The sequence below is a fragment of the Rhizorhapis sp. genome (assembly GCF_035276005.1).
Classification (GTDB): Bacteria; Pseudomonadota; Alphaproteobacteria; order Sphingomonadales; family Sphingomonadaceae; genus Rhizorhapis.
Genome location: NZ_DATEMB010000032.1, coordinates 21,370 through 46,497 on the forward strand (window position 1 = coordinate 21,370; position 25,128 = coordinate 46,497).

General features: G+C 61.8%; 20 protein-coding genes. 11 read left to right on the top strand and 9 right to left on the bottom strand.

The window, feature by feature from the left end; all coding sequences use genetic code 11:
• Positions 1-51 precede the first annotated feature (51 nt).
• Entirely contained in the window at positions 52-1,563 is a 1,512-nt protein-coding gene (locus VJS46_RS07545; RefSeq protein WP_324059155.1) for a Do family serine endopeptidase, read from the top strand.
• 233 nt (positions 1,564-1,796) lie between these two features.
• On the opposite strand, the gene VJS46_RS07550 is transcribed toward VJS46_RS07545, so the two are convergent.
• A complete protein-coding gene (locus VJS46_RS07550) occupies positions 1,797-2,621 on the bottom strand; it encodes an alpha/beta hydrolase (protein WP_324059156.1) in 825 nt (274 codons plus the stop codon).
• 309 nt (positions 2,622-2,930) lie between these two features.
• On the opposite strand from VJS46_RS07550, the gene VJS46_RS07555 reads away from it, so the two are divergent.
• From VJS46_RS07555 to VJS46_RS07565, 3 genes are all read left to right on the top strand, one after another.
• Positions 2,931-3,971 carry a serine hydrolase gene (locus tag VJS46_RS07555; RefSeq protein WP_414707984.1) on the top strand — a complete coding sequence of 347 codons (1,041 nt, stop codon included), beginning with the start codon at positions 2,931-2,933 and terminating at the stop codon, positions 3,969-3,971.
• A gap of 165 nt (positions 3,972-4,136) precedes the next feature.
• Positions 4,137-6,914, top strand: coding sequence for a DNA polymerase I (gene polA / locus VJS46_RS07560; protein WP_324059159.1), 2,778 nt, complete (start codon positions 4,137-4,139; stop codon positions 6,912-6,914).
• Positions 6,915-7,120: 206 nt separating this feature from the next.
• Positions 7,121-7,486 (top strand): EthD domain-containing protein, encoded by a 366-nt coding sequence (locus tag VJS46_RS07565; RefSeq protein WP_324059161.1) that lies wholly within the window; start codon positions 7,121-7,123, stop codon positions 7,484-7,486.
• Positions 7,487-7,572: 86 nt separating this feature from the next.
• On the opposite strand, the gene VJS46_RS07570 is transcribed toward VJS46_RS07565, so the two are convergent.
• The 3 genes from VJS46_RS07570 to VJS46_RS07580 all read right to left on the bottom strand — a co-directional run bounded on the left by VJS46_RS07570 (position 7,573) and on the right by VJS46_RS07580 (position 10,517).
• Positions 7,573-8,826 (bottom strand): serine hydrolase domain-containing protein, encoded by a 1,254-nt coding sequence (locus VJS46_RS07570; protein ID WP_324059163.1) that lies wholly within the window; start codon positions 8,824-8,826, stop codon positions 7,573-7,575.
• 348 nt (positions 8,827-9,174) lie between these two features.
• Positions 9,175-9,810 carry a 3-oxoacid CoA-transferase subunit B gene (locus tag VJS46_RS07575; protein WP_324059166.1) on the bottom strand — a complete coding sequence of 212 codons (636 nt, stop codon included), beginning with the start codon at positions 9,808-9,810 and terminating at the stop codon, positions 9,175-9,177.
• The gene (locus VJS46_RS07580) at positions 9,810-10,517 is read right to left on the bottom strand and encodes a CoA transferase subunit A (RefSeq protein WP_324059167.1); all 708 of its coding nucleotides are present in this window, start codon (positions 10,515-10,517) and stop codon (positions 9,810-9,812) included. The genes VJS46_RS07575 and VJS46_RS07580 overlap by 1 nt, the downstream gene beginning before the upstream one ends.
• Before the next feature lie 203 nt (positions 10,518-10,720).
• Here VJS46_RS07580 and VJS46_RS07585 point away from each other — a divergent pair, with 203 nt between their 5' ends.
• Together VJS46_RS07585 and VJS46_RS07590 are read left to right on the top strand one after the other, a co-directional pair.
• Complete coding sequence (locus VJS46_RS07585) at positions 10,721-12,241, top strand: fumarate hydratase (protein WP_324059169.1); 1,521 nt, start codon at positions 10,721-10,723, stop codon at positions 12,239-12,241.
• A gap of 251 nt (positions 12,242-12,492) precedes the next feature.
• Positions 12,493-12,903: a hypothetical protein gene (locus VJS46_RS07590; RefSeq protein ID WP_324059171.1), complete on the top strand. Its 411-nt coding sequence runs from the start codon at positions 12,493-12,495 to the stop codon at positions 12,901-12,903.
• Between the two features lie 20 nt (positions 12,904-12,923).
• Here the strand turns inward: VJS46_RS07590 and VJS46_RS07595 are convergent, their stop codons facing one another.
• Both VJS46_RS07595 and VJS46_RS07600 read right to left on the bottom strand, forming a co-directional pair.
• The gene (locus tag VJS46_RS07595) at positions 12,924-13,793 is read right to left on the bottom strand and encodes a hypothetical protein (RefSeq protein ID WP_324059173.1); all 870 of its coding nucleotides are present in this window, start codon (positions 13,791-13,793) and stop codon (positions 12,924-12,926) included.
• Positions 13,794-13,807: 14 nt separating this feature from the next.
• A complete protein-coding gene (locus VJS46_RS07600; protein WP_324059174.1) occupies positions 13,808-15,028 on the bottom strand; it encodes a TIGR04063 family PEP-CTERM/XrtA system glycosyltransferase in 1,221 nt (406 codons plus the stop codon).
• A gap of 98 nt (positions 15,029-15,126) precedes the next feature.
• Between VJS46_RS07600 and VJS46_RS07605 the strand changes: the two genes are divergently transcribed.
• Together VJS46_RS07605 and VJS46_RS07610 are read left to right on the top strand one after the other, a co-directional pair.
• The gene (locus VJS46_RS07605; protein WP_324059175.1) at positions 15,127-15,255 is read left to right on the top strand and encodes a hypothetical protein; all 129 of its coding nucleotides are present in this window, start codon (positions 15,127-15,129) and stop codon (positions 15,253-15,255) included.
• Complete coding sequence (locus VJS46_RS07610; RefSeq protein WP_324059177.1) at positions 15,248-16,606, top strand: putative O-glycosylation ligase, exosortase A system-associated; 1,359 nt, start codon at positions 15,248-15,250, stop codon at positions 16,604-16,606. Before VJS46_RS07605 ends, VJS46_RS07610 begins: the two co-directional genes overlap by 8 nt.
• A gap of 141 nt (positions 16,607-16,747) precedes the next feature.
• Here VJS46_RS07610 and VJS46_RS07615 read toward each other — a convergent pair whose 3' ends face one another.
• Positions 16,748-18,541, bottom strand: coding sequence for an ABC transporter transmembrane domain-containing protein (locus VJS46_RS07615; RefSeq protein ID WP_324059179.1), 1,794 nt, complete (start codon positions 18,539-18,541; stop codon positions 16,748-16,750).
• Positions 18,542-18,676: 135 nt separating this feature from the next.
• Between VJS46_RS07615 and VJS46_RS07620 the strand changes: the two genes are divergently transcribed.
• Positions 18,677-19,897, top strand: coding sequence for a polyhydroxyalkanoate depolymerase (locus tag VJS46_RS07620; protein WP_324059181.1), 1,221 nt, complete (start codon positions 18,677-18,679; stop codon positions 19,895-19,897).
• 86 nt (positions 19,898-19,983) lie between these two features.
• On the opposite strand, the gene VJS46_RS07625 is transcribed toward VJS46_RS07620, so the two are convergent.
• Positions 19,984-20,475 carry a glycine zipper 2TM domain-containing protein gene (locus tag VJS46_RS07625; RefSeq protein WP_324059183.1) on the bottom strand — a complete coding sequence of 164 codons (492 nt, stop codon included), beginning with the start codon at positions 20,473-20,475 and terminating at the stop codon, positions 19,984-19,986.
• Positions 20,476-20,622: 147 nt separating this feature from the next.
• Positions 20,623-22,500, bottom strand: coding sequence for a signal peptide peptidase SppA (sppA, locus tag VJS46_RS07630; RefSeq protein WP_324059185.1), 1,878 nt, complete (start codon positions 22,498-22,500; stop codon positions 20,623-20,625).
• A 332-nt stretch (positions 22,501-22,832) separates the two neighbouring features.
• On the opposite strand from sppA, the gene groES reads away from it, so the two are divergent.
• On the top strand, positions 22,833-23,120 hold the full coding sequence (gene groES / locus VJS46_RS07635; protein ID WP_324059187.1) for a co-chaperone GroES: 288 nt from the start codon (positions 22,833-22,835) through the stop codon (positions 23,118-23,120).
• Positions 23,121-23,176: 56 nt separating this feature from the next.
• The gene (gene groL, locus VJS46_RS07640) at positions 23,177-24,823 is read left to right on the top strand and encodes a chaperonin GroEL (RefSeq protein WP_324059189.1); all 1,647 of its coding nucleotides are present in this window, start codon (positions 23,177-23,179) and stop codon (positions 24,821-24,823) included.
• Positions 24,824-25,128: the final 305 nt, after the last annotated feature.

Here is a 25,128-nt window from a genome sequence, read left to right on the forward strand (position 1 = left end):
CAGCATAGGCGGGGCGTGCTGGTCGCCACCAAATTGAGAGGAAATCTTACCGTGCGTTATGCTTACGCCATTACTGCAGCTCTTCTTCTAGGCGGTACGGCAATTGCCGTGACGTCGCACGATCCGCTCGGCGCACAGACCGCTCAGAATGAAGGTCCCGCGATGCAGGCAGCCGCGCCGCGCGGCGCGCCCATGAGCTTTTCGGCCATGGTTGAGCGTCTGCAGCCGGCGGTCGTCAATATCTCCACACGCCAGCGCGTGCAGGTTCAGAATCCCTTTGCGGGAACCCCCTTCGGCAATCTCTTCGGCCCGCAAGGCGGACAGCCGCAGACGCGCGAAGCTCAGTCGCTGGGTTCCGGCTTCATTATCTCGCCGGACGGCTATGTGGTTACCAATGCTCATGTGGTTTCTGGCGGAAACGCCAGTGCTGTGGTCGATTCGATCACGGTGATCCTGCCGGACCGCAAGGAATATGAAGCAAAGCTGATCGGCCGCGACGTGGCGTCGGATCTTGCCGTGCTGAAGATCAATGCGCGGGGCCTTCCCTTCGTGAAATTCGGCGACAGCACCCGCACGCGCGTTGGTGACTGGGTAATTGCCATCGGCAACCCCTTCGGGCTTGGCAGCACGGTGACCGCAGGCATTGTGTCGGCGTTGCACCGCAACACTGGCCAGGGCGGCGCCTATGACCGATTCATTCAGACCGACGCCTCGATCAATCAGGGCAATTCCGGCGGTCCGATGTTCGACCTCAACGGCAATGTGATCGGCATCAACTCGCAGATCCTTTCGCCGACTGGCGGCAATGTCGGTATCGGTTTCGCCATTCCCTCGGAAACGGCCCTCCCGATCATCGAGACGCTGAAGAAGGGGGGGGCGGTTCGTCGCGGTTACCTCGGCGTCGGCATCGGGCCGATGTCGGAGGATCTGGCGGAGTCCCTGGGCCTTCCGAAGAATCGCGGCGAGTTCATCGGCCAGGTCGTTCCCGGTGAAGCAGCCGCGAAGGCCGGCATCAAGGCCGGCGACGTTGTGGTCAAGGTCAATGGCGAGGACGTGACGCCGGACAATACTCTCTCCTTCATCGTCGCCAATCTGGCGCCGGGAACAAGGGTCCCGGTCGAGTTGATCCGTGACGGGCGGCGCATGACGGTCACCGCTGTTGTGGGTGAACGTCCGGCCGAAGAGGAACTGGCGGGCTTTGGCGCAGAGCCGAAGGAGGATTTCTCGGACCAGGATCAGCAGAGCAGCCAACAGGCCACGCAGCAGGCCCTGGGCGTTGCAGTGACGCCGGTGACCCCGGCCATTGCCCGGCAGTTGGGCGTGGATGGAGCGCTGAAGGGCGTCGTCATCACCGCTGTTGATCCTGCTTCGGACGCGGCCAGCAAGGGACTGCGCCGGGGCGACATATTGTTGACCGCGAATAACAGCCCTGTGGCGAGCGAGGCCGCACTCGCCGCGGCAGTGCGGGAAGCGCAGCAGGCAGGGCGCAGCGCTGTCCTGCTCCAGGTCCAGCGCGGACGGGCACAGCCTGCCTTCATTCCGGTAAGACTTGGGAAGAAGTAACCAAATCAGCATATGCCGGGAGGCGGGGACCCATTTGCCTTGGGCGATTTCTCTCTTGAAGAAAGGGGCTGGGCTTCGACAAGCTCAGCCCGAGCGGAGGAAGATTATCCCCATTCAACGGGGGCGGTCGGCTAGAGCGCGCTGCGTTTAATCTGACGCGGGCGCGCGCTCTAATTCTTTGTTGTCGCATCGTTTTTCGCGCAAAACCGGTTCCCACGTTTGCGCACGATGCTCTATCCCTTCAGGAACAGCCTTACTTCGTCCGCAAAGCGCTTGGGCTGATCGAACATGATCATGTGTCCGCTCGGTCCTATGGGCTTGAGCCGGGCGGTCCTGGCCCCTGCATAGGCGGACTGATAGCGCCTCGTTACGGCGGCGCGCTGCTCCGCATTGGCCGGGGTTGCATAAAGCACGGTGAGCGGCGGGCGGATCTTTGGCAGCTCTGCCGTGATATCCAGCTTGGCAAGATCCTGAAGCGCGGCGGCCATGGTGTCCGGGTCATTGTCCGCCGCATCGGGACTGAACATGCCCATGAGTTGCCTGAACATTTCCCGGCCGCCTTGGGTGCCGGTGAAATAGCTGCCCATCCGGGTTGCAAAGGTGCCCATGCCTTCCGCAGTGCCGCCCACCATGCCAGCGCCGGCAGGGAGCATGTCCACCACCATCACCGATCCCGTCTGCCGGGGAAAGCGGAGAGCAAGCAGCATCGCCAGCATGCCCCCCATGCTATGCCCTATGAGGGCGGGAGCTTGAAGGCCAGTGGCTGAGATGTAGCGCGCGATTTCCGCCGCGACGGGTTCCACCACCGCTCCGCCGCGATTGGCTTCTGGCTGCGTTCCCGCAAATCCCTTCACCTGAACGAGGTGATAGCGGTAGCCAGGGACGGCTGCCACGCAAGCCTGCCATATCGACGAAGCGGAACCCAGGCCAGGGATCAGTATGACGTCGGGTCCCGATCCCTGGGTTTTGACGCTGATCCGGCGGGACGAGAAAGCCGGAGCGGCCCAGCCAGTGCCGGGCAGTAATGCAGCGGCACCCAGGGTCAGAGCCGCCGTCATGAATTCGCGCCTATTTGCCCGGATCATATGGGATGCTGAATCGGTCATTTCTGTTCATTATGCCTTGGACGCTTTAACCGCTGCTGACTGGCGGCTTTCTTCTTGTCTGATCTTCCGGCGTTCACCTTCCGTCCACCGCCTTTGTGGAATCATTCATCGCAAATATGGCATAATCCCGACTCGGGGAGCTTAGGAATTGGTCGCGTGCGGGATGTAGGCGAAGGATTGTTCGAAGTGGGTGAAAGGCGGGGCTGGAAGCCGGTTTGGCTATGGGGCGCAAGGGGCGGGATTTTGCTGGCTGCGTCCGCGATGCTGGCCTCCTGCTCCAGTGGTATCATTCCGGCCGCTGCACCCTCGACGCCTGTTGCCAGCCGCCCGGTGACGCCGCCTCAGCGCATTCCCCAATATGATCCGCGCAGCCAGCCCTCTCCCGCGCTCGTGCGGATCATCCATGACCTTGGGCGGAACTTCAACGGCGACGTCGGCATCGCCGTCCAGCGGGTGGATGCCGATTGGGTGGTCGAATATAATGGCCGCAAGCTTTATCCGCAGCAGAGCGTTTCCAAGCTGTGGGTGGCGATGACGCTGTTCGACACGGTCGACCGCGGCAAGCTGAGGCTAAGCGATCCGACGGTCATTCAGAGGCAGGATTTGACGCTGTTCCACCAGCCCCTGGCGGCCATGGTGGATGCTGATGGCTATCAGACGACGCTGTCCGACCTCCTTAACCGGGCGATGCAGCAAAGCGACAATACCGCAAATGACAAGTTGCTGCGCACCGTGGGTGGTCCCGACGCCGTACGGGCCTTTTTCGGCAAGAATTTCATCGGCAATATCCGCTTTGGCCCCGGCGAACGACTGCTGCAGAGCGCCGCAGCGGGCCTCGACTGGAATCAGAGTTATTCGGTCGGCCGGAATTTCTATGCGGCGCGAGCAAACCTGCCCCGCTCGGTGCGCGAAAAGGCGCTGGACCGCTACCTTGCCGATCCGCCCGATGGCGCCGCGCCGGTCGCCATTGTGGGGGCGCTAGCGAAGCTGAAGCGGGGCGATCTGCTTTCGCCGTCCTCCACGCGGTTGCTGCTCGCGGTCATGCATGAGGCAAAAACCGGTCCGCAGCGGATCAAGGGCGGCGTGCCGCCGGGTTGGACCTATGCCCACAAGACCGGCACTGGCCAAGAACTTGCGCCGCGCTCAACCGGCTATAATGACGTCGGCATCATGACCGCGCCCGACGGCACCAGCTATGCCGTCGCAGTGATGATCGGCAGCACGACCCAGCCCATCCCCAGGCGCTGGGAGTTGATGCAGGCGGTGTCCCGCGCGGTCGCGGCCAATCACGATAGAAGGTGAGTTGCTCCTTCGATATCCCTGCGAAAGCGGGACCCATCTTTTGAGCCAACCCTTGGGTGTTGAAGTGGCTTCCCGCCTTCGCGGGAAGGACGAACTATCTAAGGCTTTCGACCCCAAAGTTCATCCCCTGTTCCCCTGACCCGCACCCTGCGCTATCCCCGCGCCATGGCTCAGAATCATCTCTATCTTGTCGATGGCAGCGGTTATATCTTCCGCGCCTATCACCGCCTGCCGCCGCTCACCAACATCCGCGGAGAGCCGGTGGGGGCCGTCTATGGCTATACGACGATGCTCTGGAAGCTGGCCGATGCCCTGCACAGGGCGGAGGGGCCGACGCATATGGCGGTGATCCTCGACAAGGGCAGCACTTCTTTCCGCAATGACCTTTACGATCAGTACAAGGCGCAGCGTCCGCCCGCGCCGGAGGACTTGGTCCCGCAATTCCCGATGATCCGCGACGCCACCCGCGCTTTCTCTCTTCCCTGCATCGAGGAGGAGGGATTTGAAGCGGACGACATAATCGCCAGCTACACCAAGGCGGCGCTGAAGGAGGGCTGGTCCGTCACCATCGTCTCTTCCGACAAGGATCTGATGCAGCTCATCGAACCCGGCGTCGATATGCTGGACACGATGAAGAATGTCCGGTCGGGGCCGGAAATCGTGCATGAGAAATTCGGCGTGCCGCCGGAAAAGCTGGGCGATGTGCTCGCGCTCATGGGCGATTCGGTGGACAATGTTCCGGGCGTGCCCGGCATCGGTCCCAAGACGGCGTCCAAGCTGATCCTGGAATATGGTGATCTGGAGAGCGTGCTGACCGCAGCGCCGCTCATGAAGAAATCGAAGATGCAGGAGAATCTGATCGCCCATTCCGACATGGCGCGTCTCTCCCGGCAATTGGTGGAATTGCATTGCGAGGTGCCGCTGCCGCAGTCGCTGGACTCGCTGGTGCTGAACGGCATCCCTACCGAGCCGCTAAAGGCATTTCTTGAACATCATGGCTTTAATTCGCTGCTCGCGCGGCTCGGCACCAGTGCTGCACCCGCGGCCGTCGCGGCCGCCACGGCGCCCGACGTCAAGGCGGAGCCGCAGCCTCCCCGGTTCGAGTCCGCCCCCGCCATTGACCGCAGCCTTTACGAAACCGTGGTGACTGAAGCGGCACTCGACCGCTGGATCGCTGCGGCGCATGAAGAAGGCGTGCTCGCCATCGATACGGAGACGGACAGCCTCGATTCCGTGTCGGGCAAGCTCTGCGGCATCTGCCTTGCGGTCGCGCCGGGACGCGCCTGCTACATTCCCGTCGGCCATCGCGGGGCCGACATGTTCAGCGACGCCCCGCAGCAGCTTTCCCAAGATCTGGTATTGGAGAAGCTAAGGCCGCTGCTCGCCGATGAAAGCGTGCTGAAGGTCGGCCAGAACCTCAAATATGACATCTGCATCCTTGCCGGTCTTGGCTTGGAGATAAAGCCCATCGACGATACGATCGTCATGAGCTTTGACCTGGATGCGGGCAAGAATGGCCATGGCATGGATGAGCTTGCGAAGCTCCACCTCAACCATGAATGCATCAGCTTCAAGTCGCTCTGCGGGACCGGCAAGAGCCAGATCAGTTTTGCCGAGGTGCCGCTCGACAAAGCGACCGCCTATGCCGCCGAGGATGCGGACGTCACCTTCCGGCTGTGGCAGATCTTCAAGCATCGACTGCCCCAGGAAGGGGCGACGCGCGTCTATGAGATGGTCGACCGCCGTCTGGTGCCCGTCATCGCGAAGATGGAGCGCACTGGCGTCAAGGTCGACCGCGAGCAGCTCTCCCGCCTGTCCGCTGAATTCTCGACCGCTATCGAGGCACTGGAATGTGCGATCTTTGAGGATTGCGGCACGGAGTTCACCATCGGCAGCCCCAAGCAATTGGGCGACGTGCTGTTCGAGAAAATGGGCCTGAAGGGCGGGCGGAAGGGCAAGACCGGCGTCTATTCGACCGATGTCACCGAGCTTGAGCGGTTGCAGAAGGACGGCGTGCCGGTTGCCGCAAAGCTGCTCGAATGGCGGCAGATCACGAAATTGAAGAGCACCTATACCGACGCCTTGCAGCAGCAGGTCAATCAGAAGACCGGACGCGTCCACACCAGCTACAGCCTGTCAGGGGCGCAGACGGGACGGCTCAGCTCCACCGACCCCAATCTTCAGAACATCCCGATCCGGTCCGAGCTTGGACGGCAGATTCGCCATGCCTTTGTCGCGGAGCCGGGCAATGTGATGCTGGCGGCGGACTATAGCCAGATCGAACTGCGCCTTGCCGCCCATATGGCGGACGTTCCGGCGCTGAAGGATGCCTTTGCGCGGGGCGAGGATATTCACGCCGCCACCGCGCAGGAGCTGTTCGGCGAGGTCAATCGCGATACGCGCGGGCGGGCGAAGACGATCAACTTCTCGATACTTTACGGCATATCCCGCTGGGGTCTGGCGGCGCGGCTGGAGATTGCGCCGGACGAAGCGCAGGACATGATCAATCGCTATTTCCAGCGCTTTCCCGGCATCTCCAACTATATCACTCACACGCTCGAAGAAGCGCGGGAGAGGGGCTTCACCACGACGCTGTTCGGCCGCAAGACTTGGTTCCCCCGGCTCAATGCCAAGAATCAGGCCGAACGCGCGGGTAGTGAGCGTGCGGCGATCAACGCGCCCATCCAGGGCACCAGCGCCGATATCATCAAGCGCGCCATGGCTCGCATGGGCCCGGCGCTGGAGGCAGCCGGATTGCCGGAGGTGAAGATGCTGCTGCAAGTGCATGACGAACTGGTCTTCGAACTGCCGGAGGGGCAGGCGGAGGCGGCGAGTGCAGTCATCCGCTCCGTCATGGAAAGCGCGGCGGAGCCGGTGGTGAAATTGAGCGTGCCGCTCGGCGTGGAGATTGGCACCGGTCCAAGCTGGGGCGCGGCGCATTGATTTGCCGTGCTGCTGCCTAAGTCACATTTGCTCCATCCGGTCATTCCCGCGAACGCTGGAATCCATCCGTTCTCTCGGCTCAAAGTCGGAGATTGTGGCGAGCTAAGTTCCCGCTTTCGCGGGAATGACGGGCTTTCGGTTGTCTTCACGGGAGCGCGATCCTGAATGTTGATTTTATTGGCGTCCGAACGCGTAGAGGGGATGACATGATCAAGATGATTTTTTGCTTGAAGCGCAGGGCCGATCTGACGGTCGAGGAGTTTTTGAAATACTGGCTGGAGCGCCATGCCCCGCTGGTGCACTCCTACGCCTCCGATCTCAATATCCGCCGCTACGTCCAGTCACATTCGCTCCCCGAGTCTATGGCGAAGGGTGGGCCGCGGGGATCGGAGGCGGTTCATTTCGACGGGGTTGCCGAACTGTGGTGGGATGATTGGGAAAGCTTCACCGAGCCGCGTCAAACCGCACGGGGCCAGGCGGCAGGCCTCGCCCTGCTGGAGGATGAGCGGAACTTCATCGATCTCGCCCATTCCCCGATTTTCTTTACACGCGAGCATGTGATCGTCGGCTGACGGACATGGTTTTTGATGTGGTCGATAAAAACCGGGCCGTCGCCCCATTTGCACGATCAGGATGACAAGCTACCCTATGCCCTAGTTCAAGGCGCGGCCCACTGTCTTCCATTCGCCGCCACGCGCATTGGGGTTCCCGGCTGGCCGGGGAGGGGCGACAGTTCCATCCAATTCTGGAAGGGCAGCCCGTAATACAAATCGAACAGCTCCAGCTGCGCCCTGAAAGGCTTGCTGCTTTCGCTGTTCCACAACATCGCGATGCCGGTGCGCGTTTCGGGATCGAACATCATCGTCGAACGATATCCCGCCACGGCGCCGCTATGGCCGACCAGCCGGTGCCCCGCATAGGTGAAGCTGCGCCAGCCAAGGCCATAGCCCGGATCATGCAGCGCGCGGCCGAGCGCTGTGCTGCCATAGGGACGCAGAGTGCCCACCAGTGGGTCGTGGATCGTCTTCAGCACCTCTGGCGAAAGAACCGAAGGTTCCTCGCCCATTTGCGCCTGCATCCAGCGGGCCATGTCGATTATGTTGGAATTGACCCCCGCCGCAGCCGGAACCTTGTAATAGGCGTCGGTCAGCTTCACCGGATAGCCGTTGCGATAGGGTCGCGCCCAACTGCGGGCGCAAGTGAGATCGCCAAGGCCGATGCTGGCTCCTGTCATGCCGAGCGGCTGGAAAAGCTGCGTCCGAACTGTCTCCGCATAGCTGCGGCCCGTCACCTTGCTGATGACCTCTCCCGCCGTGTCATAGGCGATATTTTGATAGCTGTGGCAGGTGCCCGGCGCGCAGATGAGGGTCAGGCCCGCAAGTTCGTGCCGGATCGCGACGGGATCGCCGCCTCCCTCCAGCTTGCCATCATAGGCATTCTTCCACAGGCCAAGTTGATGCGACAGCACGTCGGACACGGTCGCCAGCCGCTCCGCACCGCCCGGCAAGCGAAGGCTGGTACCATAGGAAGCGACCGGCCGGTCAAGATTGAGCTTGCCTTCAGCGGCGAGCTTCGCGGCCATCGTGCCTGCTACGCCCTTGGAAAGGGAGGCCCAGCGGAAGACGGTATGTTCGTTGACCGCCTCTCCGGTTTCCTCCGAGGCGAGGCCATAGCCGCGGATGAAGGCCAGCTTGCCATTTTCGACCACCGCGATGGCAAGGCCCGTCATGTCGCGCTCCGCCATAAGCCGGTCCAGCCGGGCATCGAGCGCGTCATAATCAACCACTGGCTTCCAGGGCTGAACGTCAGGAAGGGGTACGCTGGCGGCCTGCGCTATTGCGGTCCGTCCACCCTCCGTTTCGGAGGCATAATGCTGATAAAGCAAAAGGCCACCCGCAGAGGCAGCCAGCAAGGAAAGCGCTTTCAAAACGCCAAAGGAGCCCCCGTGTCGGGACCGCTGTCCTTTGTTCCCTCTCCCAATCCGTCTGCGACCATGGCTTTTGCTCATGGCCCTATATTTGTCCGGATTTCCGCCGTTCCGCAAGGTAAATGCGGTGATCAGCATGGAAAACGAGTCAGCTTGTATGAAGCTGATGCCTGTCTGCGAGCGTGGTACTTTGCAGCAGACCGTCATCCCCGCGTAGGCGGGGATCCATTTCCGGATCCAACCTCTGGATCTGGCGTCGGGAGATGGCTTCCCGCCCGTGGGGAATGACGATTTCAAGCGGCCCTTTGCAGGAAAGGGCGGGCCATCCGTGAGTCAGCTCAAATAATGCGCCGTGGTCTTTGCCGCGACTTCCTCCGCCGTCACGCCGGGAGCAAGTTCGACCAGTTTGAACAAGCTGTTGTGATCGGGCCGCTGGAAAACGCAGAGGTCGGTGATAATCATGTCCACGACATTCTTGCCGGTGAGCGGGAGGGTGCATGCGGGGATGAACTTGGCGCTGCCGTCCTTGGAGTTGTGCTCCATGACGACAATGATCTTCTTGACGCCAGCGACCAGATCCATAGCGCCGCCCATGCCCTTGATCATCTTGCCGGGAATCATCCAGTTGGCGATGTCGCCATTTTCGGCCACTTCCATGGCGCCAAGGACAGTGAGGTCGATATGGCCGCCGCGGATCATGGCGAAGCTGTCCGCCGAGCTGAAATAGCTGGAGGAGGGCAGTTCGCTGATCGTCTGTTTGCCAGCATTGATAAGGTCAGGATCGACTTCATCCTCATAGGGGAAGGGGCCGATGCCGAGCATGCCGTTTTCCGACTGCAGCGTCACTTCGACGCCGGGTGGGATATGGTTCGCCACCAGAGTTGGAATGCCGATGCCAAGGTTCACATAGAAGCCGTCCTTGAGTTCCTTTGCGGCGCGGGCGGCCATTTCATCACGCGTCCAGGCCATTATGCCGTCTCCCTCTGGCGAACGGTTCGGAATTCGATCTTCTTGTCATAGGGCGCACCCACGATCATGCGCTTCACATAAATGCCGGGCAGGTGGATGCTGTCGGGATCGAGGCTGCCGGTGGGCACCACCTCCTCAACTTCGGCGACGCAGATTTTCGCTGCGGTGGCCATGGGCTGGTTGAAATTGCGGGCGGTCTTGCGGAAGATGAGGTTGCCTGCCTCGTCGGCCTTCCAGCCCTTGATGATCGCAAGATCGGCGAAAATCCCGCGTTCCAGAATATATTCCTGGCCGTCGAAGACCTTCACTTCCTTGTCTTCCGCCACTTTCGTACCGACGCCTGTCTTGGTGTAGAAGCCTGGGATGCCCGCGCCGCCCGCACGGCACCGCTCAGCCAGCGTCCCCTGCGGGCAGAACTCGACCTCCAGTTCCCCGGAGAGATATTGCCGCTCGAATTCCTTGTTCTCGCCGACATAGGAAGAGATCATCTTCCTGATCTGCCGCGTGCGCAGCAGCTTGCCCAGCCCTTCATTGTCGATGCCGGCATTATTGGACGCGATGGTCAAGTCCTTGACGCCCGAATCCCGGATCGCATCGATCAGACGCTCGGGGATTCCGCACAGGCCGAAACCGCCGGCACAAATCTGCATGCCGTCGAAAAGCAGGCCGTCCAAGGCCGCCTGGGCGCTTGGATATTGTTTCTTCATAGGCAGAATCTCCCAGTCAGCGAAAATGTTGCATCGCACATAGGGGGAGGAAAGTTGCGGGTCAATTTGCCTGCATTGACTTGCGGCCATTAACCTGCCCCGGCGGCTTTGGCCAGTCACAATTGGGGGCCCCTCTGGACAGATGCCGCACAAGCGGTAAAGCGGCGCCCATTGACCGTGCTGGAAATGAAGGAATCGCAATCGTGACCGTTGTGATCAAGGAAGCCGACCTTATCGAAAGCGTCGCCGACGCGCTGCAGTTCATCAGCTATTATCATCCGATGGATTATATCCGGGCTCTAGGCGTTGCCTATGAGGCGGAGAAAAGCCCCGCCGCCAAGGATGCAATTGCGCAGATCCTGACCAACAGCCGCATGTGCGCCGAAGGGCATCGGCCGATCTGCCAGGATACGGGCATTGTCACGGTGTTCGTGAAATGGGGGCAGAATTGCCGGCTCGAGAGCGGCATGAGCCTGCAGGAGGTTGTCGATGAGGGTGTCAGGCGCGCTTATCGCAATCCGGAAAACCCGCTGCGCGCTTCCATCCTCAGGGACCCGGCCTTCGGCCGCGTCAATACGAAGGACAACACCCCTTCGGTCCTGCATGTTGAAATGGTGCCCGGCGACAAGGTGAGCATCGATGTGGCGGCCAAGGGCGGCGGTTCGGAAAACAAGTCCAAGTTCAAGATGCTCAATCCCTCCGACAGCATCGTTGACTGGGTGCTGGAAATGGTGCCGCAGATGGGCGCTGGCTGGTGCCCGCCGGGCATGCTGGGCATCGGCATTGGTGGCACGGCGGAAAAGGCGGTGCTGCTCGCCAAGGAGTCGCTCATGGGCGCCATCGATATGGCGCAGCTCAAGGAACGCGGACCGCAGAACAAGATCGAGGAGCTGCGAATCGAGATTTTCGACAAGGTCAATGCGCTAGGCATCGGCGCGCAGGGCCTTGGCGGGCTTTCGACCATTCTTGACGTCAAGATCATGGACTGGCCGACCCATGCCGCGTCCAAGCCCATAGCGATGATTCCCAATTGCGCGGCCACGCGTCATGCGCATTTCACGCTGGACGGTTCGGGTCCTGCCTATCTCGAAGCCCCCAAGCTCTCCGAATGGCCGGACGTCAACTGGACGCCGAGCAAGGAAGCAATCCGCGTCGACCTCGACAAGCTGACACCGGAAGTCGTTCAGAGCTGGAAGCATGGTGACCGCCTGTTGCTTAACGGCAAGATGCTGACGGGCCGCGACGCCGCGCACAAGCGCATCCAGGACATGCTGGCCAAGGGCGAGGAGCTGCCGGTCGAGTTCAAGGGCCGGGTCATCTATTATGTCGGACCGGTGGATCCGGTGGGCGAGGAAATCGTCGGCCCCGCTGGTCCCACTACAGCAACGCGCATGGACAAGTTCACCCGCATGATGCTGGAACAGGGCCTGCTCGCAATGGTCGGCAAGGCCGAGCGCGGTCCCATGGCTATCGATGCAATCAAGGACCACAAATCGGCCTATCTGATGGCCGTGGGCGGGGCCGCCTATCTGGTCGCCCGCGCGATCAAGGGATCGAAGGTCGTGGGCTTTGAGGACCTCGGCATGGAGGCGATCTACGAGTTCGAGGTGCAGGACATGCCGGTGACCGTAGCGGTGGACGCAGAGGGGCAGAGTGTCCACCACCTCGCGCCGCTGGTGTGGCAGGAGAAGATCAAGCGGGAGAAACTGCTGGAAGGGGTGTGATCTGCCGGGGCAATTTCCGTACGGAATAGAAGATGATCCCATGTTTTGGCTCTCGATATTCCTTGCAGGCACTACGAACTACGACTCCGCCCGAGCCAATCCGACCGGGCAAGTGGGTAGGACCGTATGATTATCCCCCTCAGTCCCGCTATAATTCTGCCCTAATTTTCTTCTAGCCGCTCGGGCGTTATAGAGGCGCTGGCACCTGGATCGCCGCAGGGGGCGGAAGGTTTGGCGCCGGGGGAATTGGTGTGACTAAATCGCGATTCCGCTACCCTTGTGCGGTGGCGACAGTGCTGTGGGGCCTTATGGGCACGCCTTCTGTTGCACATGCGCCTGTGCCGCTCGCGCTGCAGGTGCTGGAGAAGGGCGCTTGGCAGGTGAAGCCGCGTTCGCCGGGCGAAGGGGTGCTGAATATCTGCCTGGGGGATCCCCGGCAGTTGCTGCAGCTCTATCATCAGCGGAGCCGCTGCACCTTCCATGTCATTGAAGATCGCGCCACCAGCGCCGTCGTGCATTATACTTGTCCGGGCTCCGGGCAAGGGCGGACGGCGCTTCGGATCGAAACCAGCCGCCTGGCGCAGATCCATACCCAGGGAGTCGCCAAGGGGCAGCCCTTTGCCCTGGCCTATGAAGCGCGGCATAAGGGCGAATGCCATTAGCCCTTTGGGGGCGATTTTTCTCAGGCCGCGCGGGCCGTCATCCGCTGCAAGGTGCCCAGGGCTGCTCGCAGGGCTTCATCGACTTCCGCATCGATGCTCCTGCGCTCGGGCTCCGGCTCTAGCCGAGGTGCTGGCCGGGCAGTTTCGCGTGGGCGCGCAGGGGCTTGCGACTCAGCCTCGTTGGCGCGCTTTGCCGCCACGGCTTCGGCAAGCAGCAGCCGGCGATGGGCAAGGCCCCGCTCGAAACGGGCCACCAGTTCAGTGATGCTGAGCGCCGAATAGTCGGAAGGCTGCATCCGGGCGGCGGCCAGCACCCCTGACGGGTCCTGAACAATGGCCGGTTTGCTGGGGCTGGCTTCGACGGATCCGGGCCGGGGAGGGCGCGCGATGATCATGGCTTCGCGCAGTTCAAGCTCGTCCAACGGCTCCGGGGACAGCGGCATCCGCATGCCGCCGTTCGCTTCAGCCGGTGCAGGTTTTGAGACAAGCGGCGACAGACCTTCAAGATCGCTGCTGGCAAAGAGCGGCCGGCGGGGTCCATCCATATGGCTTGGCGCTCCGTAATCCGGCTCATCTTCCTCGTCATATCCGATTTCATAGCCGATGCGGATGACAGAGGTGCCCTGCGTCAGACGGGACAAAGCCGTCCGCGCTGCCGCGATGATTGCCATGGCGCTGATGCCGGAAGCAAAGGCAAGGATCAGCCGTGCCTTCTCACCCAGTGGCGGCGCGGCGGCGGGCAACAGCGAGGGCAGACCGGCTGAGGTGGAGGCCATCTCGAGAAGGCCGGCGGGCGTCAACATGACCCCGGCAGCAACGGCGCCGCCGCCCAGAATCGCCATGAGGGCGCTTGTGGGGAACCCGCCCTTCCTGCCAAACCGAATCGCCATAATTCCTCCAGCCCTCAGGCCGCTCGCCTCTTCCGCTGATATCCAAGCAGTTTTTGGTAAACAGGTTCGTAACGGGAAATGTTTGACAACCAGTTACGATCACGTTCGACGAATGCGCGAGCCGTGCGCCGCCGTTCCTCCCAAATGCCTCGGTCCTCCAGCAGGGCCGCGAGGGCTTCTGCCATCGCTTCGGGATCGCCCGGAGGAAATAGCGTGCCTGTAACCCCATCCTCGATCAGTTCGCGGTGCCCGCCCACGCTTGAGGCTGCGACCAGCCGCCCCTGGGCCATTGCCTCGAGCGGCTTGAGCGGCGTCACCAATTCGGTAAGGCGCATGGCCTTGCGCGGATAGGCAAGGATATGGGTGAGGCTATAATAGCGCTCCACCTCGTCATGGGGCACCCGGCCAGCAAAGACGATATGGCCGGCCACGGGCGAAGCCGCCGCTTGCTGGCGCAGCGCTTCTTCCATCGGGCCGCCACCCACCAGCAATAGCCGGACGCTCGACCGGCGAGCGATGAGGCTCGGCATTGCTGCGATAAGGTCATCGAGCCCCTCATAATCATAGAAGCTGCCGATGAAGCCGATTACCTCTGCTCCATCGAGGCCCAGCCGCGTCTGCAGCGCCGGGTCCGGCGGCACCGGTTCCCCGAACATCTCCATGTCGACGCCATTTGGCGACACGATGATTTTGCCGGCGGGGACGCCACGGGCAAGCAGATCCTGCTTCAGCCCTTCGCAGATCACCGCGACGGCGTCGGCCGCCCCAACAGCATAGGTTTCGAGCTTTCGGGTCAGCCAGTAGCGCGGGGATATTTCGCGGGATGTCCCGTTGCCGACCGCCGCATCCTCCCAGAAGGCGCGGATTTCGTAGAGCAGCGGCAGGTCATGCCGCCGCGCCACCCGTTGAGCCGCCAGTGCATTCAGCACGGGTGAATGGGCGTGCAGCAGGTCCGGCCGCCATTCCCGGACCAGCGCATCGATCCTGCCCGCGAGCGCGTCCACTTCCTTCCACTCGCGGAGCAACGGAACGCTGCCTGACTTGCCCCGCGTGCGGTGGAAGGTAAGGCCGTCCACCACCTCCATACCGGGCCCGCCGGCCTTGTGGCGAAGCCCGGTGACGCAGGCCACTTCCCAGCCCTTTGCCCTCTGTGCCCGCAAAATGGCGCGCGTCCGGAAGGTATAGCCGCTGTGAAGCGGCAGGCTGTGGTCAAGGATGTGCAATATGCGAGTCATGACGACCAAGTTTTTGCGCGGAAAGGATTAACGCGACGTCAACCCAGTAGGCGTAGGGCGGCAGTCTCCGGCAAGGTCTGGTGGAAGGGGGTGAAGGCATGATCGACAATTTCTCCTTGCTGGTCAGCCATGGCCTTATCCTGCTCGCCGCATGGCGGCTGCTGTTCCGCGCCGATCTCGACAGGGAAGACCCGCCCGCGCCTGGCGGAAACAACCGCGATGCGTGACCTGATCTTCATTGCGTTCCTGGCGGCATTCATGGGCCTTGGTTTCAAGCGCCCGTTCATCTTCGTTCTGGCCTATGCCTATATCGATATCGTTTCGCCCCAGCGACTGTCCTATTTCCTTTTGAACAGCATCCCCATTTCGCTGATCGCCTTCGCGCTGGCGGTCCTTGCCTGGCTTGCGGTCGATGACAAGCGGGACAGCCGCTTTTCCTGGCGGCAGGGATTGATGCTCTTCTTGCTCGCTTATGCGGGCTACACGACGTTGCACGCCGACTTTCCGCTGGAGGCCAGGGAAAAATGGGACTGGGTGTGGAAGGCGCTGGTCTTTGCGATATTTCTGCCGCTGACGCTGCGGACAAAGCTCAGAATCGAGGCTTTGAGCCTTGTCATGGTGCTCTGCGCCAGCTCGATCATCATCACCGGCGGCATCAAGACGCTGCTATCGGGCGGCGGCTATGGGGTGCTCAACCTGATGGTCGAGAATAATAGCGGCCTTTATGAAGGCAGCATCATCTCCACCGTCGCTATCGCGATCATTCCGCTGATCCTGTATCTTTCGAAATGGGGCAGCATCTATCCGGCGGACTGGCGGGTGAAGCTGTTCGCCTTCAGCCTCTGCTTTGCCTGTCTCCTGATCCCGATCGGGACGGAGGCGCGCACTGGCCTTGTCTGCGCGGCCTTTCTGGTCCTGCTGTTCCTGCGCCATGCGAAGCGGCGGCTGCTCTATGGGGCCTTGCTTGGTATCGCCGGGTTGATGGCGATCCCCTTCCTGCCTTCTAGTTTCACCAGCCGCATGGACACCATCCAGAATTATCAGGCGGACCAGTCCGCCTCCACCCGGATCGCGGTGTGGCAATGGACCTGGGACTATGTGCAGGATCATCCGTTGGGCGGCGGCTTTGAGGCCTATCGCCAGAACACGCTTCGCTATGACGCAAAGAAAGTGGAGGGCGACGGTCCGGTCCAGGCAGTGGAACGGCAAGTCATCACGGACGAAGGACGCGCCTATCACAGCAGCTATTTCGAGATGCTCGGCGAACAGGGCTTTCCCGGCCTTTTTGTCTGGCTGCTGCTGAATTTCGGCACGGTGTTGCGGATGGAGATCATCCGCCGCCGCTATGCAAAACGGCCCGAGGCCGCTTTGCAATGGGTCGCGCCCTATGCGCTTGCCATGCAACAGGGGCATCTGGTCTATCTGGTGGGCTCGCTCTTCGTAGGCATCGCATTCCAGCCCTTCATCTTCATGCTGATCGCGCTTCAGATTGCCCTCGACAGCTATTTGAAGCGGCGGGAGAAGGAGGCGGCGTGGCGGCCGATCAAGGCAGGAGCGGAGAAGATGACGGTGGGGTAAGGCGCTGAGAGCTCGTTGCCCCTGGAAATTGTGGATCAGAGCCGCGTTCTACACCACTTCCCTCTCGCCAACCTCTCGGAACACAACACGAAGGCAGGGACGACGGAAATCAGAGTGGAGGTGTCTCTCCCCATAGGTCATTCATGCCGCAACCCCGTCAAACTGCAGGCGGGCGAGCCGTGCGTAAAGGCCGCCCCTGAGGATCAGCGAGTCATGACGCCCTTCCTCCACGATGCGTCCTGCATCCATAACGATGATGCGGTCGGCGGCCCGCACCGTTGCCAGGCGATGGGCGATTACGATGGTGGTGCGATCCCGCATCAGGCGGTCGAGTGCTTCCTGCACCAGCCGTTCTGATTCAGCGTCCAGGGCTGAGGTTGCCTCATCCAGAAGCAGGATCGGGGCATTGCGCAGCAGGGCGCGGGCAATGGCGACGCGCTGCCGCTGGCCGCCGGAAAGACGGGCGCCGCCCTCTCCCAGGAAGGTTTCCAGCCCTTGTGGCAGAGCCTGGAGGAAATCCTCGGCATTGGCCGCCCGGGCGGCAGCCCAGATCTCCTCGTCGGTCGCGTCCCATCGGCCGTAGCGCAGATTGTCGCGGGCGGAGGCGGCGAAGATCACCATTTCCTGAGGCACCATCGCCATATGGGCGCGGATGTCGGCCGGATCGGCGGACCGCAGATCAACGCCGTTCAGCCGGATGGCGCCGTTGCCGGGATCATAGAAACGCTGCGCCAGTTGCAGCAGCGTGGATTTTCCGGCGCCGGAAGGCCCCACCACGGCCACCGTCTCGCCAGGCGATATGTCCAACGAGAAATCGTCCAGCGCCTTCGTCTCGGGTCGCGTCGGGTAGCGGAAGGTCACATGGTCGAAGCTCAGCCTGCCACGCGCCGTGTCAGGTATCACCACCGGATGGGGCGGAGCGGCGATGCCGGGCTTTTGCGAGAGCAATTCTCCCAATCTTGCGGCTGCTCCCGCACCACGAAGCAGGTCGCCATAGGTTTCCGTGAGCGCTCCGAAAGCGCCCGCCACCAGCCCACCCGTCAGGACGAAGGCGGCAATCGCGCCACCCGAAAGCCGTCCGCTGGCGACGTCCAACGCGCCCTGCCACATGATCATGGTGATAGAGCCGAAAATGATCGCAATGACGATGGCGGTCATCACGGCACGCATCCATATCCGTTTGCGGGCGGTGGCGAAGGCGCTCTCCACGGCCGTACGGAAGCGGGATGCTTCCCGGGCTTCCTGTCCAAAGGCCTGGACGATCTTCATGGCGCCAAGCACTTCCGCGACGGTAGAACCGACCTCCGCAATCCTGTCCTGGCTGGCGCGGGACAGCAGACGCAGCCGGCGGCCGAGGAACATGATGGGCAGGATGACGACCGGTATGCCCAAAAGCAGCATTGCCGTTAATTTGGGCGCCAGGGTGAATAGATAGGCGATCCCCCCGACTCCAGTCACGATATTGCGCAGGGCCATGGAAACGGTGGTGCCGACCACCTGTTCGATAATGGCGGTGTCTGCCGTCAGGCGGGAGGCGATTTCGGACGGACGGTTCTCTTCAAAGAAGGCTGGGGCGAGTCGCAGCAGATTTTGCTGCACCGCCGTCCGCAGATCGGCCACGACTCGCTCTGCGAGCCACGACACAAAGTAGAAGCGGGATGCCGTTGCCAGGGCAAGGATGACGACGATCATTAAAAGATAATGAAAATAAGGGGTTATGTCTCCTGCGCCACCGGCAAAGCCCTTGTCGATGACGCGCTGGAACCCACTTGGAATGGCGAGGGTCGCGCCGGACGCCAAAAGAAGCGACAGGGCTGCACCAACGATTCGTCCCGGGTATCGGGCGGCATATCCCCCGATAAGGCGCAGATTTCCAATACGGCGCGTTGTATCGACAGCTCCCGCGCTTTGCGGCGGATCGAATTTTTTTTCCATGTAAGTGCGCCTAGCAGCGGCTATAGGTCGCCTCAATGCGCTTTATGCTTTATACTGCAGCGCACATATATGCGGGAACTGCAATTCGGTCGCACGTCCGCTTCAAAGGCGGCGGGGGAACAGAAGGGTCTTTGAATGCTGTACGACGCCTATGAGCTCCAGCGCAGTTTGCTGGCAGGGGCAAGCGCTTTGGCAAATGCCAGCGTGGAGTTGCTGAACAATCCGGCGAATCCATTCGCCTATTTCGGCGGCGGACCGATTCTCGCATCGGCGCTCGATGTCTTTGCCCATGCGGCAGCGCCCCGGGGCAAGCCGGCCTTCAATCTCCCTTTCATTGAGATCGACGGCAAGCAGGTGCCGGTCACCGAGGAGATCGAGTGCCGCAAGACCTTTGGGCAGCTCAAGCATTTCGTCCGCGACGGGCATGAAAATGACCCAAAGTTGCTGATCGTCGCGCCAATGTCCGGCCATTTTGCGACGCTGCTTCGGGGAACGGTCGAGCGGATGCTGCCAAAGCATGACGTCTATATCACCGATTGGCGCGATGCCCGGAATATCCCGATTCGCGAGGGGGGTTTCGACCTCGACGACTATATCGATTATGTGATTGAGTTCCTGGAATATATCGGGCCTGGCGCGCATATGCTGGCGGTCTGCCAACCGTCGGTTCCCTGCTACGCCGCGGCGGCGGTGATGTCCGCCGACAATAATCCCGCCCGACCGAAAACGCTCACCATGATGGGCGGTCCGATCGACACGCGCGAGGCGCCCACGGCCGTGAATGTCCTCGCCACGCAGCGGCCTCTTTCCTGGTTCGAGCAAAATGTGGTCGCCACCGTGCCTTTCCAATATCCCGGCGCAGGGCGAAAGGTCTATCCAGGCTTCATGCAGCTTGCCGGATTCATGTCGATGAATCTTGGCAACCACCTGATGAGCCATTGGGAGATGTTCAAGCATCTGGTCGAGGGCGATGGCGAGAGCGCCGACGCGACCAAGGATTTCTACGACGAATATCGCTCTGTCTGCGACATGACGGCGGAATTCTACCTGCAGACGGTGCGGGAAGTGTTCCAGGAGCACAGCCTGCCCCGCGGCATGTTCGAGCATCGCGGCAAGCGGATCGACCCCAGCGCCATAACCGACATCGCCGTGCTGGCAATCGAAGGTGAGCGGGACGATATTTCAGGAGTAGGCCAGACCAAGGCCGCGCTCACCATCTCGGCCGGCCTGCCGGAAAGCCACAAGAAATATTATTTGGCCGAAGGCGTGGGCCATTACGGCATATTCAACGGCAGCAAGTGGCGCAAACGGATCGCGCCAGTAGTTGAGGAATGGATCGTCACGCATAAGGGCTGAGGAGCAGTCATTCCCCTCCCGCTCGCGGAAGGGGGGAAGGCCGGCTTGGCATACACCTTCCGCGCGCCGGCCCACTGGCTCTGCAACTAACGGCAGCGGATATCGCTGTTCTGCTCCACCGAACGGCCAAGCAGGGCGCCGAGCGCGCCGCCGATCAGGGTTCCGCCGGTGCGATGGCGTCCGCCGTCAATGACATTGCCGAGAATGCCGCCTGCCGCCGCGCCGACGATCAGGCCGGTGGTGCCGTCGCTGCGCTTGCAATAATAGCGGCCGTCGGAGCCGCGATAGACCTCATCATCCGGGCCAAGGCGGCGCTCCTCATATCCGGGATCGTCGCGATAATCGCGCGCGGCGTCATAATCGGTGGCGTAGCGGTCTTCATCATGAACGTCGCGATCTCGCAGCCGGGAATCATAATAGCGTTCGCGCTCACGCTGATAGACCTCGGTTTCGGCCTGATACCGGTCCTGAGCGGCCTCCCAGCGCCGCTGTGCATCATAGGATTGAGCATGCGCCAGAGCGGGCAGGCAGGCTGATATTGCAAGGGCGAGGGCGACATATCCGGTCTTCATTGCCATTCTCCGATGGGTGCAGGTCAGCATTTCCTCCCCGGTTTCACCCCTGTGGCTGAACGGCCCATGAACTCCGGCCCGGAGAGGGCAAGGGCGCGGCTGATCGATGCGCTTTCCGCGATGTCCTGCCTGTTTCCTCCGCCCGGAAGATCCTCACCACTCCAGCAGATAATCGATCAACTTCCGGGCCTTGGCTGCATTCACCGGCTGCGGCAGCGCGCCCCGGCATTCCAGGCAGTCGGCGCGGATCGCGCTGCCCATCAGCATGGCGCGGACGTCCCCCACCGCTTGCATGGCGAAGTTGCGCCGCAGCCAGGCCTGCTTGCCGAGCCAGTCCCTGGGCAATGAAACGCTGCGGTCCTCCTCATCGCTGCGGGAATATTGCTCAAGCAACTGGGTGAAATAGTCCGGCTTTTCCTCGATGAAGACCGGCCGCGCCTTGGCGGGGTCGAGCTTTGCGAGTTTCGCCGCCTCTGCGACGGCATCGTCAAGCGAACCGAACCCGTCGATCAGCCCCAATTGCCGCGCTGTTCCGCCGTCCCAGACGCGTCCCTGGGCAATCTGGTCCACTCGCTGGGGCGGCATCTTGCGCGCCTTGGCCACCAACCCGACGAAGCGGCGATAGACATCTTCGACCCCCGCCTGGGCCAGCGCGTCAAATTCGGGGCTGAAACCGCCCGCAAGATCGGGTTCCCCGGATAATGGCGTGGTCTTGATGCCATCCGTGGTGATACCAATCTTGGCCAGCGAATTTTCGAAGCTGGGCAATATGCCGAACACCCCGATGGAGCCGGTGATCGTCGAAGGTTCGGCGAGGATTCGGTCGGCGGCGGTCGACACCCAATAGCCGCCGCTCGCCGCGACATTGCTCATCGAAGCGACAACCGGCAGGCCACGCGCTTTTGCGTCCAGCAGGGCGCTTCTGATCTCTTCCGAAGCGAGGACCGATCCGCCAGGAGAATCCACGCGCAGGACAAGCGCCTTTAGATCCTTTTCGGAAAGCGCGTCATGGATCAGCTTGGCGATGGTCTCGCCCCCCGCCGAACCCGGATCGGCCTCTCCGTCGACAATGTCGCCTGCTACGGTCACAACGCCGATCTGGCCGTCCTCCCGTATCGGATAGGCGGCGGCATAAGCCTCATATTTGATCTGTTTGAAGCTGCCGGGGACTTCCTCCTCATCCACCCCGGCCAGCTTCGTGACGCGCGCGCCAAAAGCCGTGCGGTCGCCGAGCCTGTCCACCAGCCCGGCGCTGAGCGCTGCCTTTGCAAGATCGCCGCCCGCCGCGCGCGAAACTGCAACAGGATCGGCGACATAGGCGGCTAGTTTCGCCTTCGGCCTCGCCCGGCCGACCTCGTCCCGCCAATTCTGCCAGACGGCGCCATAGACCGCCTGCATGGCGCTCTCCGCCTCGGGCGACTGGTCGGTGCGGATAAAGGGTTCGACGAAGCTCTTGTAGGTGCCGACGCGATAGACATGCGCGTTGACGCCCAGCTTGTCGATCAGGCCCTTATAATAGAGCTGCGATCCGCCCGGCCCGCTGATCATAACCCCGCCAATGGGGTTGAGCCAAACTTCCGACGCATGGGCGGCGAGCTGGTATCCGTCATCGGTATAAGCCGTCGCAAAGGCAAGGACAGGCTTTTTCGCGGCGCGCACCTTGTCCAGCGCCTCGCCCACCCGCGCCATCGCCACCTGGCCGCCGCCCATGAAGCCGTCAAGATCAAGCACGACCGCCTTGACCTTCCGGTCCTCCACCGCCGTTTCGAGCGCGTGCACCACGTCCCACAGGCCATATTCCCCGACGGGGGATCCATTGCCGGTGATGAGATCGAAGGGGCTTTCGCGGCGCGGCTGTTCAACGATGGTTCCTTCGAGCTTCAGCACCAGCGCCCCGCTGCCGATCATCGCAGGCTGGGGGGAAAAGGTGAGCGCCGCATAAAGAAGGCCGAAGAAAAGCAGCAGGAACAGCAGCACGAGGCCGTCCTTGATCGCCAGTAATATGCGCCAGATACCTTTGATAAAGGCCAAACGAGCCTCCTTGGGCCATTGAATTTTACCGCCGAGGGGTAACCCATGCCGCGAAGGGCCGCAATGGAGATAGGCGGTTGCCATCGTTCCAGCAAAGGCAGCACCCCGCCGGCGAGAGGCGACGAAGGGACACGGTTATTCTCTCCCGGAAATTTTTTCTCAGATGCGCCCCTTGACCGGCTTTGCCAAGCGACCATATGACCGCGGTTGGCACTCTCATATCAGGAGTGCTAACAAGGATTCGAAGGGCGGAATGTATTGAAAGGGGCGCCTGACAAGGGGGATCCTGCAACACATCCGGCCGGAACGATAGCCAAGAGAAAGGTAAGCATATGGGTTTTCGTCCGTTGCATGATCGCGTTCTCGTCCGCCGTGTCGAGGCGGAAGAGAAGACGGCTGGCGGGATCATCATCCCCGACAGCGCCAAGGAAAAGCCCTCTGAAGGTGAAGTCGTCGCCGCCGGCGCAGGCGCCAAGAGCGAAGACGGCAAGATCACTCCGCTGGACGTAAAGGCCGGCGACCGCGTCCTGTTCGGCAAATGGTCCGGCACCGAAGTCAAGATCGACGGTGAAGACCTGCTGATCATGAAGGAAAGCGACATTCTGGGGATCATCGGCTGAGCCGCTTTCCCATCTATCCCAACATCTAATCTGACAAGAAAGCAGAGGTAGAGAACATGGCAGCGAAAGACGTAAAATTTTCGCGCGACGCCCGTGAGCGGATCATGCGCGGTGTCGACATCCTGGCCGACGCGGTCAAGGTGACGCTGGGCCCCAAGGGCCGCAACGTCGTGATCGACAAGAGCTTCGGCGCGCCCCGCATCACCAAGGACGGCGTTTCCGTCGCCAAGGAAATCGAACTGAAGGACAAGTTCGAGAATATGGGCGCCCAGATGGTCCGCGAAGTCGCTTCGAAGACCAACGACATTGCCGGCGACGGCACCACCACCGCCACCGTGCTGGCCCAGGCGATCGTTCGCGAAGGCATGAAGTCGGTCGCGGCCGGTATGAACCCCATGGACCTGAAGCGTGGCATCGACCTCGCCGTCATCAAGATCGTCGAGGATCTGAAGGGCCGTTCCAAGCCCGTCGCCGGTTCCAGCGAAATCGCGCAGGTCGGCATCATTTCCGCCAATGGCGACGTGGAAGTCGGCGAAAAGATCGCTGAAGCCATGGAAAAGGTCGGCAAGGAAGGCGTCATCACCGTCGAGGAAGCCAAGGGCCTGGATTTCGAACTCGATGTCGTCGAAGGCATGCAGTTCGACCGCGGCTACCTGTCGCCCTACTTCATCACCAACCCGGAAAAGATGCAGGTCGAACTCAACGACCCGTTCATCCTGATCCACGAAAAGAAGCTCTCCAACCTTCAGGCGATGCTCCCCATCCTGGAAGCCGTCGTTCAGTCGGGCCGTCCGCTGCTCATCATCGCGGAAGACATTGAGGGCGAAGCGCTCGCGACCCTGGTGGTCAACAAGCTGCGCGGCGGCCTCAAGGTTGCCGCCGTCAAGGCTCCGGGCTTCGGCGACCGCCGCAAGGCCATGCTGGAGGACATCGCGATCCTGACGAAGGGCGAGATGATCTCCGAAGACCTCGGCATCAAGCTCGAAAATGTCACCGTCGGCATGCTCGGCCAAGCCAAGCGCGTCACCATCGACAAGGACAACACCACCATCGTCGATGGCGCCGGTGAAGCCGATGCGATCAAGGCTCGCGTTGAAGCCATCCGTCAGCAGATCGAAGTCACCACCAGCGATTATGACCGTGAGAAGCTCCAGGAGCGTCTTGCCAAGCTCGCGGGCGGTGTTGCCGTGATCAAGGTTGGCGGCGCGACCGAAGTCGAGGTGAAGGAGCGCAAGGACCGTGTCGACGACGCCCTGCACGCCACCCGCGCTGCGGTTGAGGAAGGCATCGTCCCCGGCGGCGGCACCGCGCTGCTCTATGCCACCAAGGCTCTTGATGGCCTGAAGGGCATCAACGACGACCAGACCCGGGGCATCGATATCGTCCGCAAGGCGATTCAGGCCCCTGTCCGCCAGATCGCGCAGAATGCCGGTCAGGACGGCGCCGTCGTTGCCGGCAAGCTGCTCGACTCCAAGGACGAGACGCTCGGCTTCAACGCTTCGACAGACGTTTATGAGAACCTCGTCGCCGCTGGCGTTATCGACCCGACCAAGGTCGTCCGCGCCGCGCTGCAGGATGCCGCTTCCGTGGCTGGCCTGCTGATCACGACCGAAGCGACGATCGCCGAAATGCCCGAAGACAAGCCTGCTATGCCCGCAATGCCGGGTGGCGGCATGGGCGGCATGGGCGGCATGGACTTCTAAGTCCAAGCTGGCCATCAGCAACAGGAAAGGCCGGGGCGAAAGCTCCGGCCTTTTTTGTTTTGGGGAGGTTGGGGTCTTTGCTGCCGATGAAAAAAATGAGCCGTCGCCCCTGCGGAGGCAGGGGCCCCGCTGTTTCTTGAACCCTGTCAAAGAGAAGCGGGGTCCCTGCCTGCGCAGGGACGACGGAAAGGGGACTTTTTTGCTCTCTCTCCTTCGGGGGAGAGGGAGCCTCACGTCCCTTCTGCCCGCTTTAACCACCCTCAATATTGCAATTCCCCGCGAATCGTTGCAACGCAGCACAAACG

Bases quoted from the DNA above. Each gene is read 5' to 3' on its own strand.
- VJS46_RS07575 (WP_324059166.1), bottom strand. From the start codon at position 9,810: ATGGCCTGGACGCGTGATGAAATGGCCGCCCGCGCCGCAAAGGAACTC.
- VJS46_RS07555 (WP_414707984.1), top strand. From the start codon at position 2,931: ATGCTGGCCTCCTGCTCCAGTGGTATCATTCCGGCCGCTGCACCCTCG.
- VJS46_RS07550 (WP_324059156.1), bottom strand. From the start codon at position 2,621: ATGACGGCGGCTCTGACCCTGGGTGCCGCTGCATTACTGCCCGGCACT.
- VJS46_RS07580 (WP_324059167.1), bottom strand. From the start codon at position 10,517: ATGAAGAAACAATATCCAAGCGCCCAGGCGGCCTTGGACGGCCTGCTT.
- VJS46_RS07625 (WP_324059183.1), bottom strand. From the start codon at position 20,475: ATGGCAATGAAGACCGGATATGTCGCCCTCGCCCTTGCAATATCAGCC.
- VJS46_RS07600 (WP_324059174.1), bottom strand. From the start codon at position 15,028: ATGACTCGCATATTGCACATCCTTGACCACAGCCTGCCGCTTCACAGC.
- VJS46_RS07610 (WP_324059177.1), top strand. From the start codon at position 15,248: ATGCGTGACCTGATCTTCATTGCGTTCCTGGCGGCATTCATGGGCCTT.
- VJS46_RS07615 (WP_324059179.1), bottom strand. From the start codon at position 18,541: ATGGAAAAAAAATTCGATCCGCCGCAAAGCGCGGGAGCTGTCGATACA.
- VJS46_RS07620 (WP_324059181.1), top strand. From the start codon at position 18,677: ATGCTGTACGACGCCTATGAGCTCCAGCGCAGTTTGCTGGCAGGGGCA.
- VJS46_RS07605 (WP_324059175.1), top strand. From the start codon at position 15,127: ATGATCGACAATTTCTCCTTGCTGGTCAGCCATGGCCTTATCCTGCTC.
- groL (WP_324059189.1), top strand. From the start codon at position 23,177: ATGGCAGCGAAAGACGTAAAATTTTCGCGCGACGCCCGTGAGCGGATC.
- VJS46_RS07595 (WP_324059173.1), bottom strand. From the start codon at position 13,793: ATGGCGATTCGGTTTGGCAGGAAGGGCGGGTTCCCCACAAGCGCCCTC.
- VJS46_RS07565 (WP_324059161.1), top strand. From the start codon at position 7,121: ATGATCAAGATGATTTTTTGCTTGAAGCGCAGGGCCGATCTGACGGTC.
- polA (WP_324059159.1), top strand. From the start codon at position 4,137: ATGGCTCAGAATCATCTCTATCTTGTCGATGGCAGCGGTTATATCTTC.
- groES (WP_324059187.1), top strand. From the start codon at position 22,833: ATGGGTTTTCGTCCGTTGCATGATCGCGTTCTCGTCCGCCGTGTCGAG.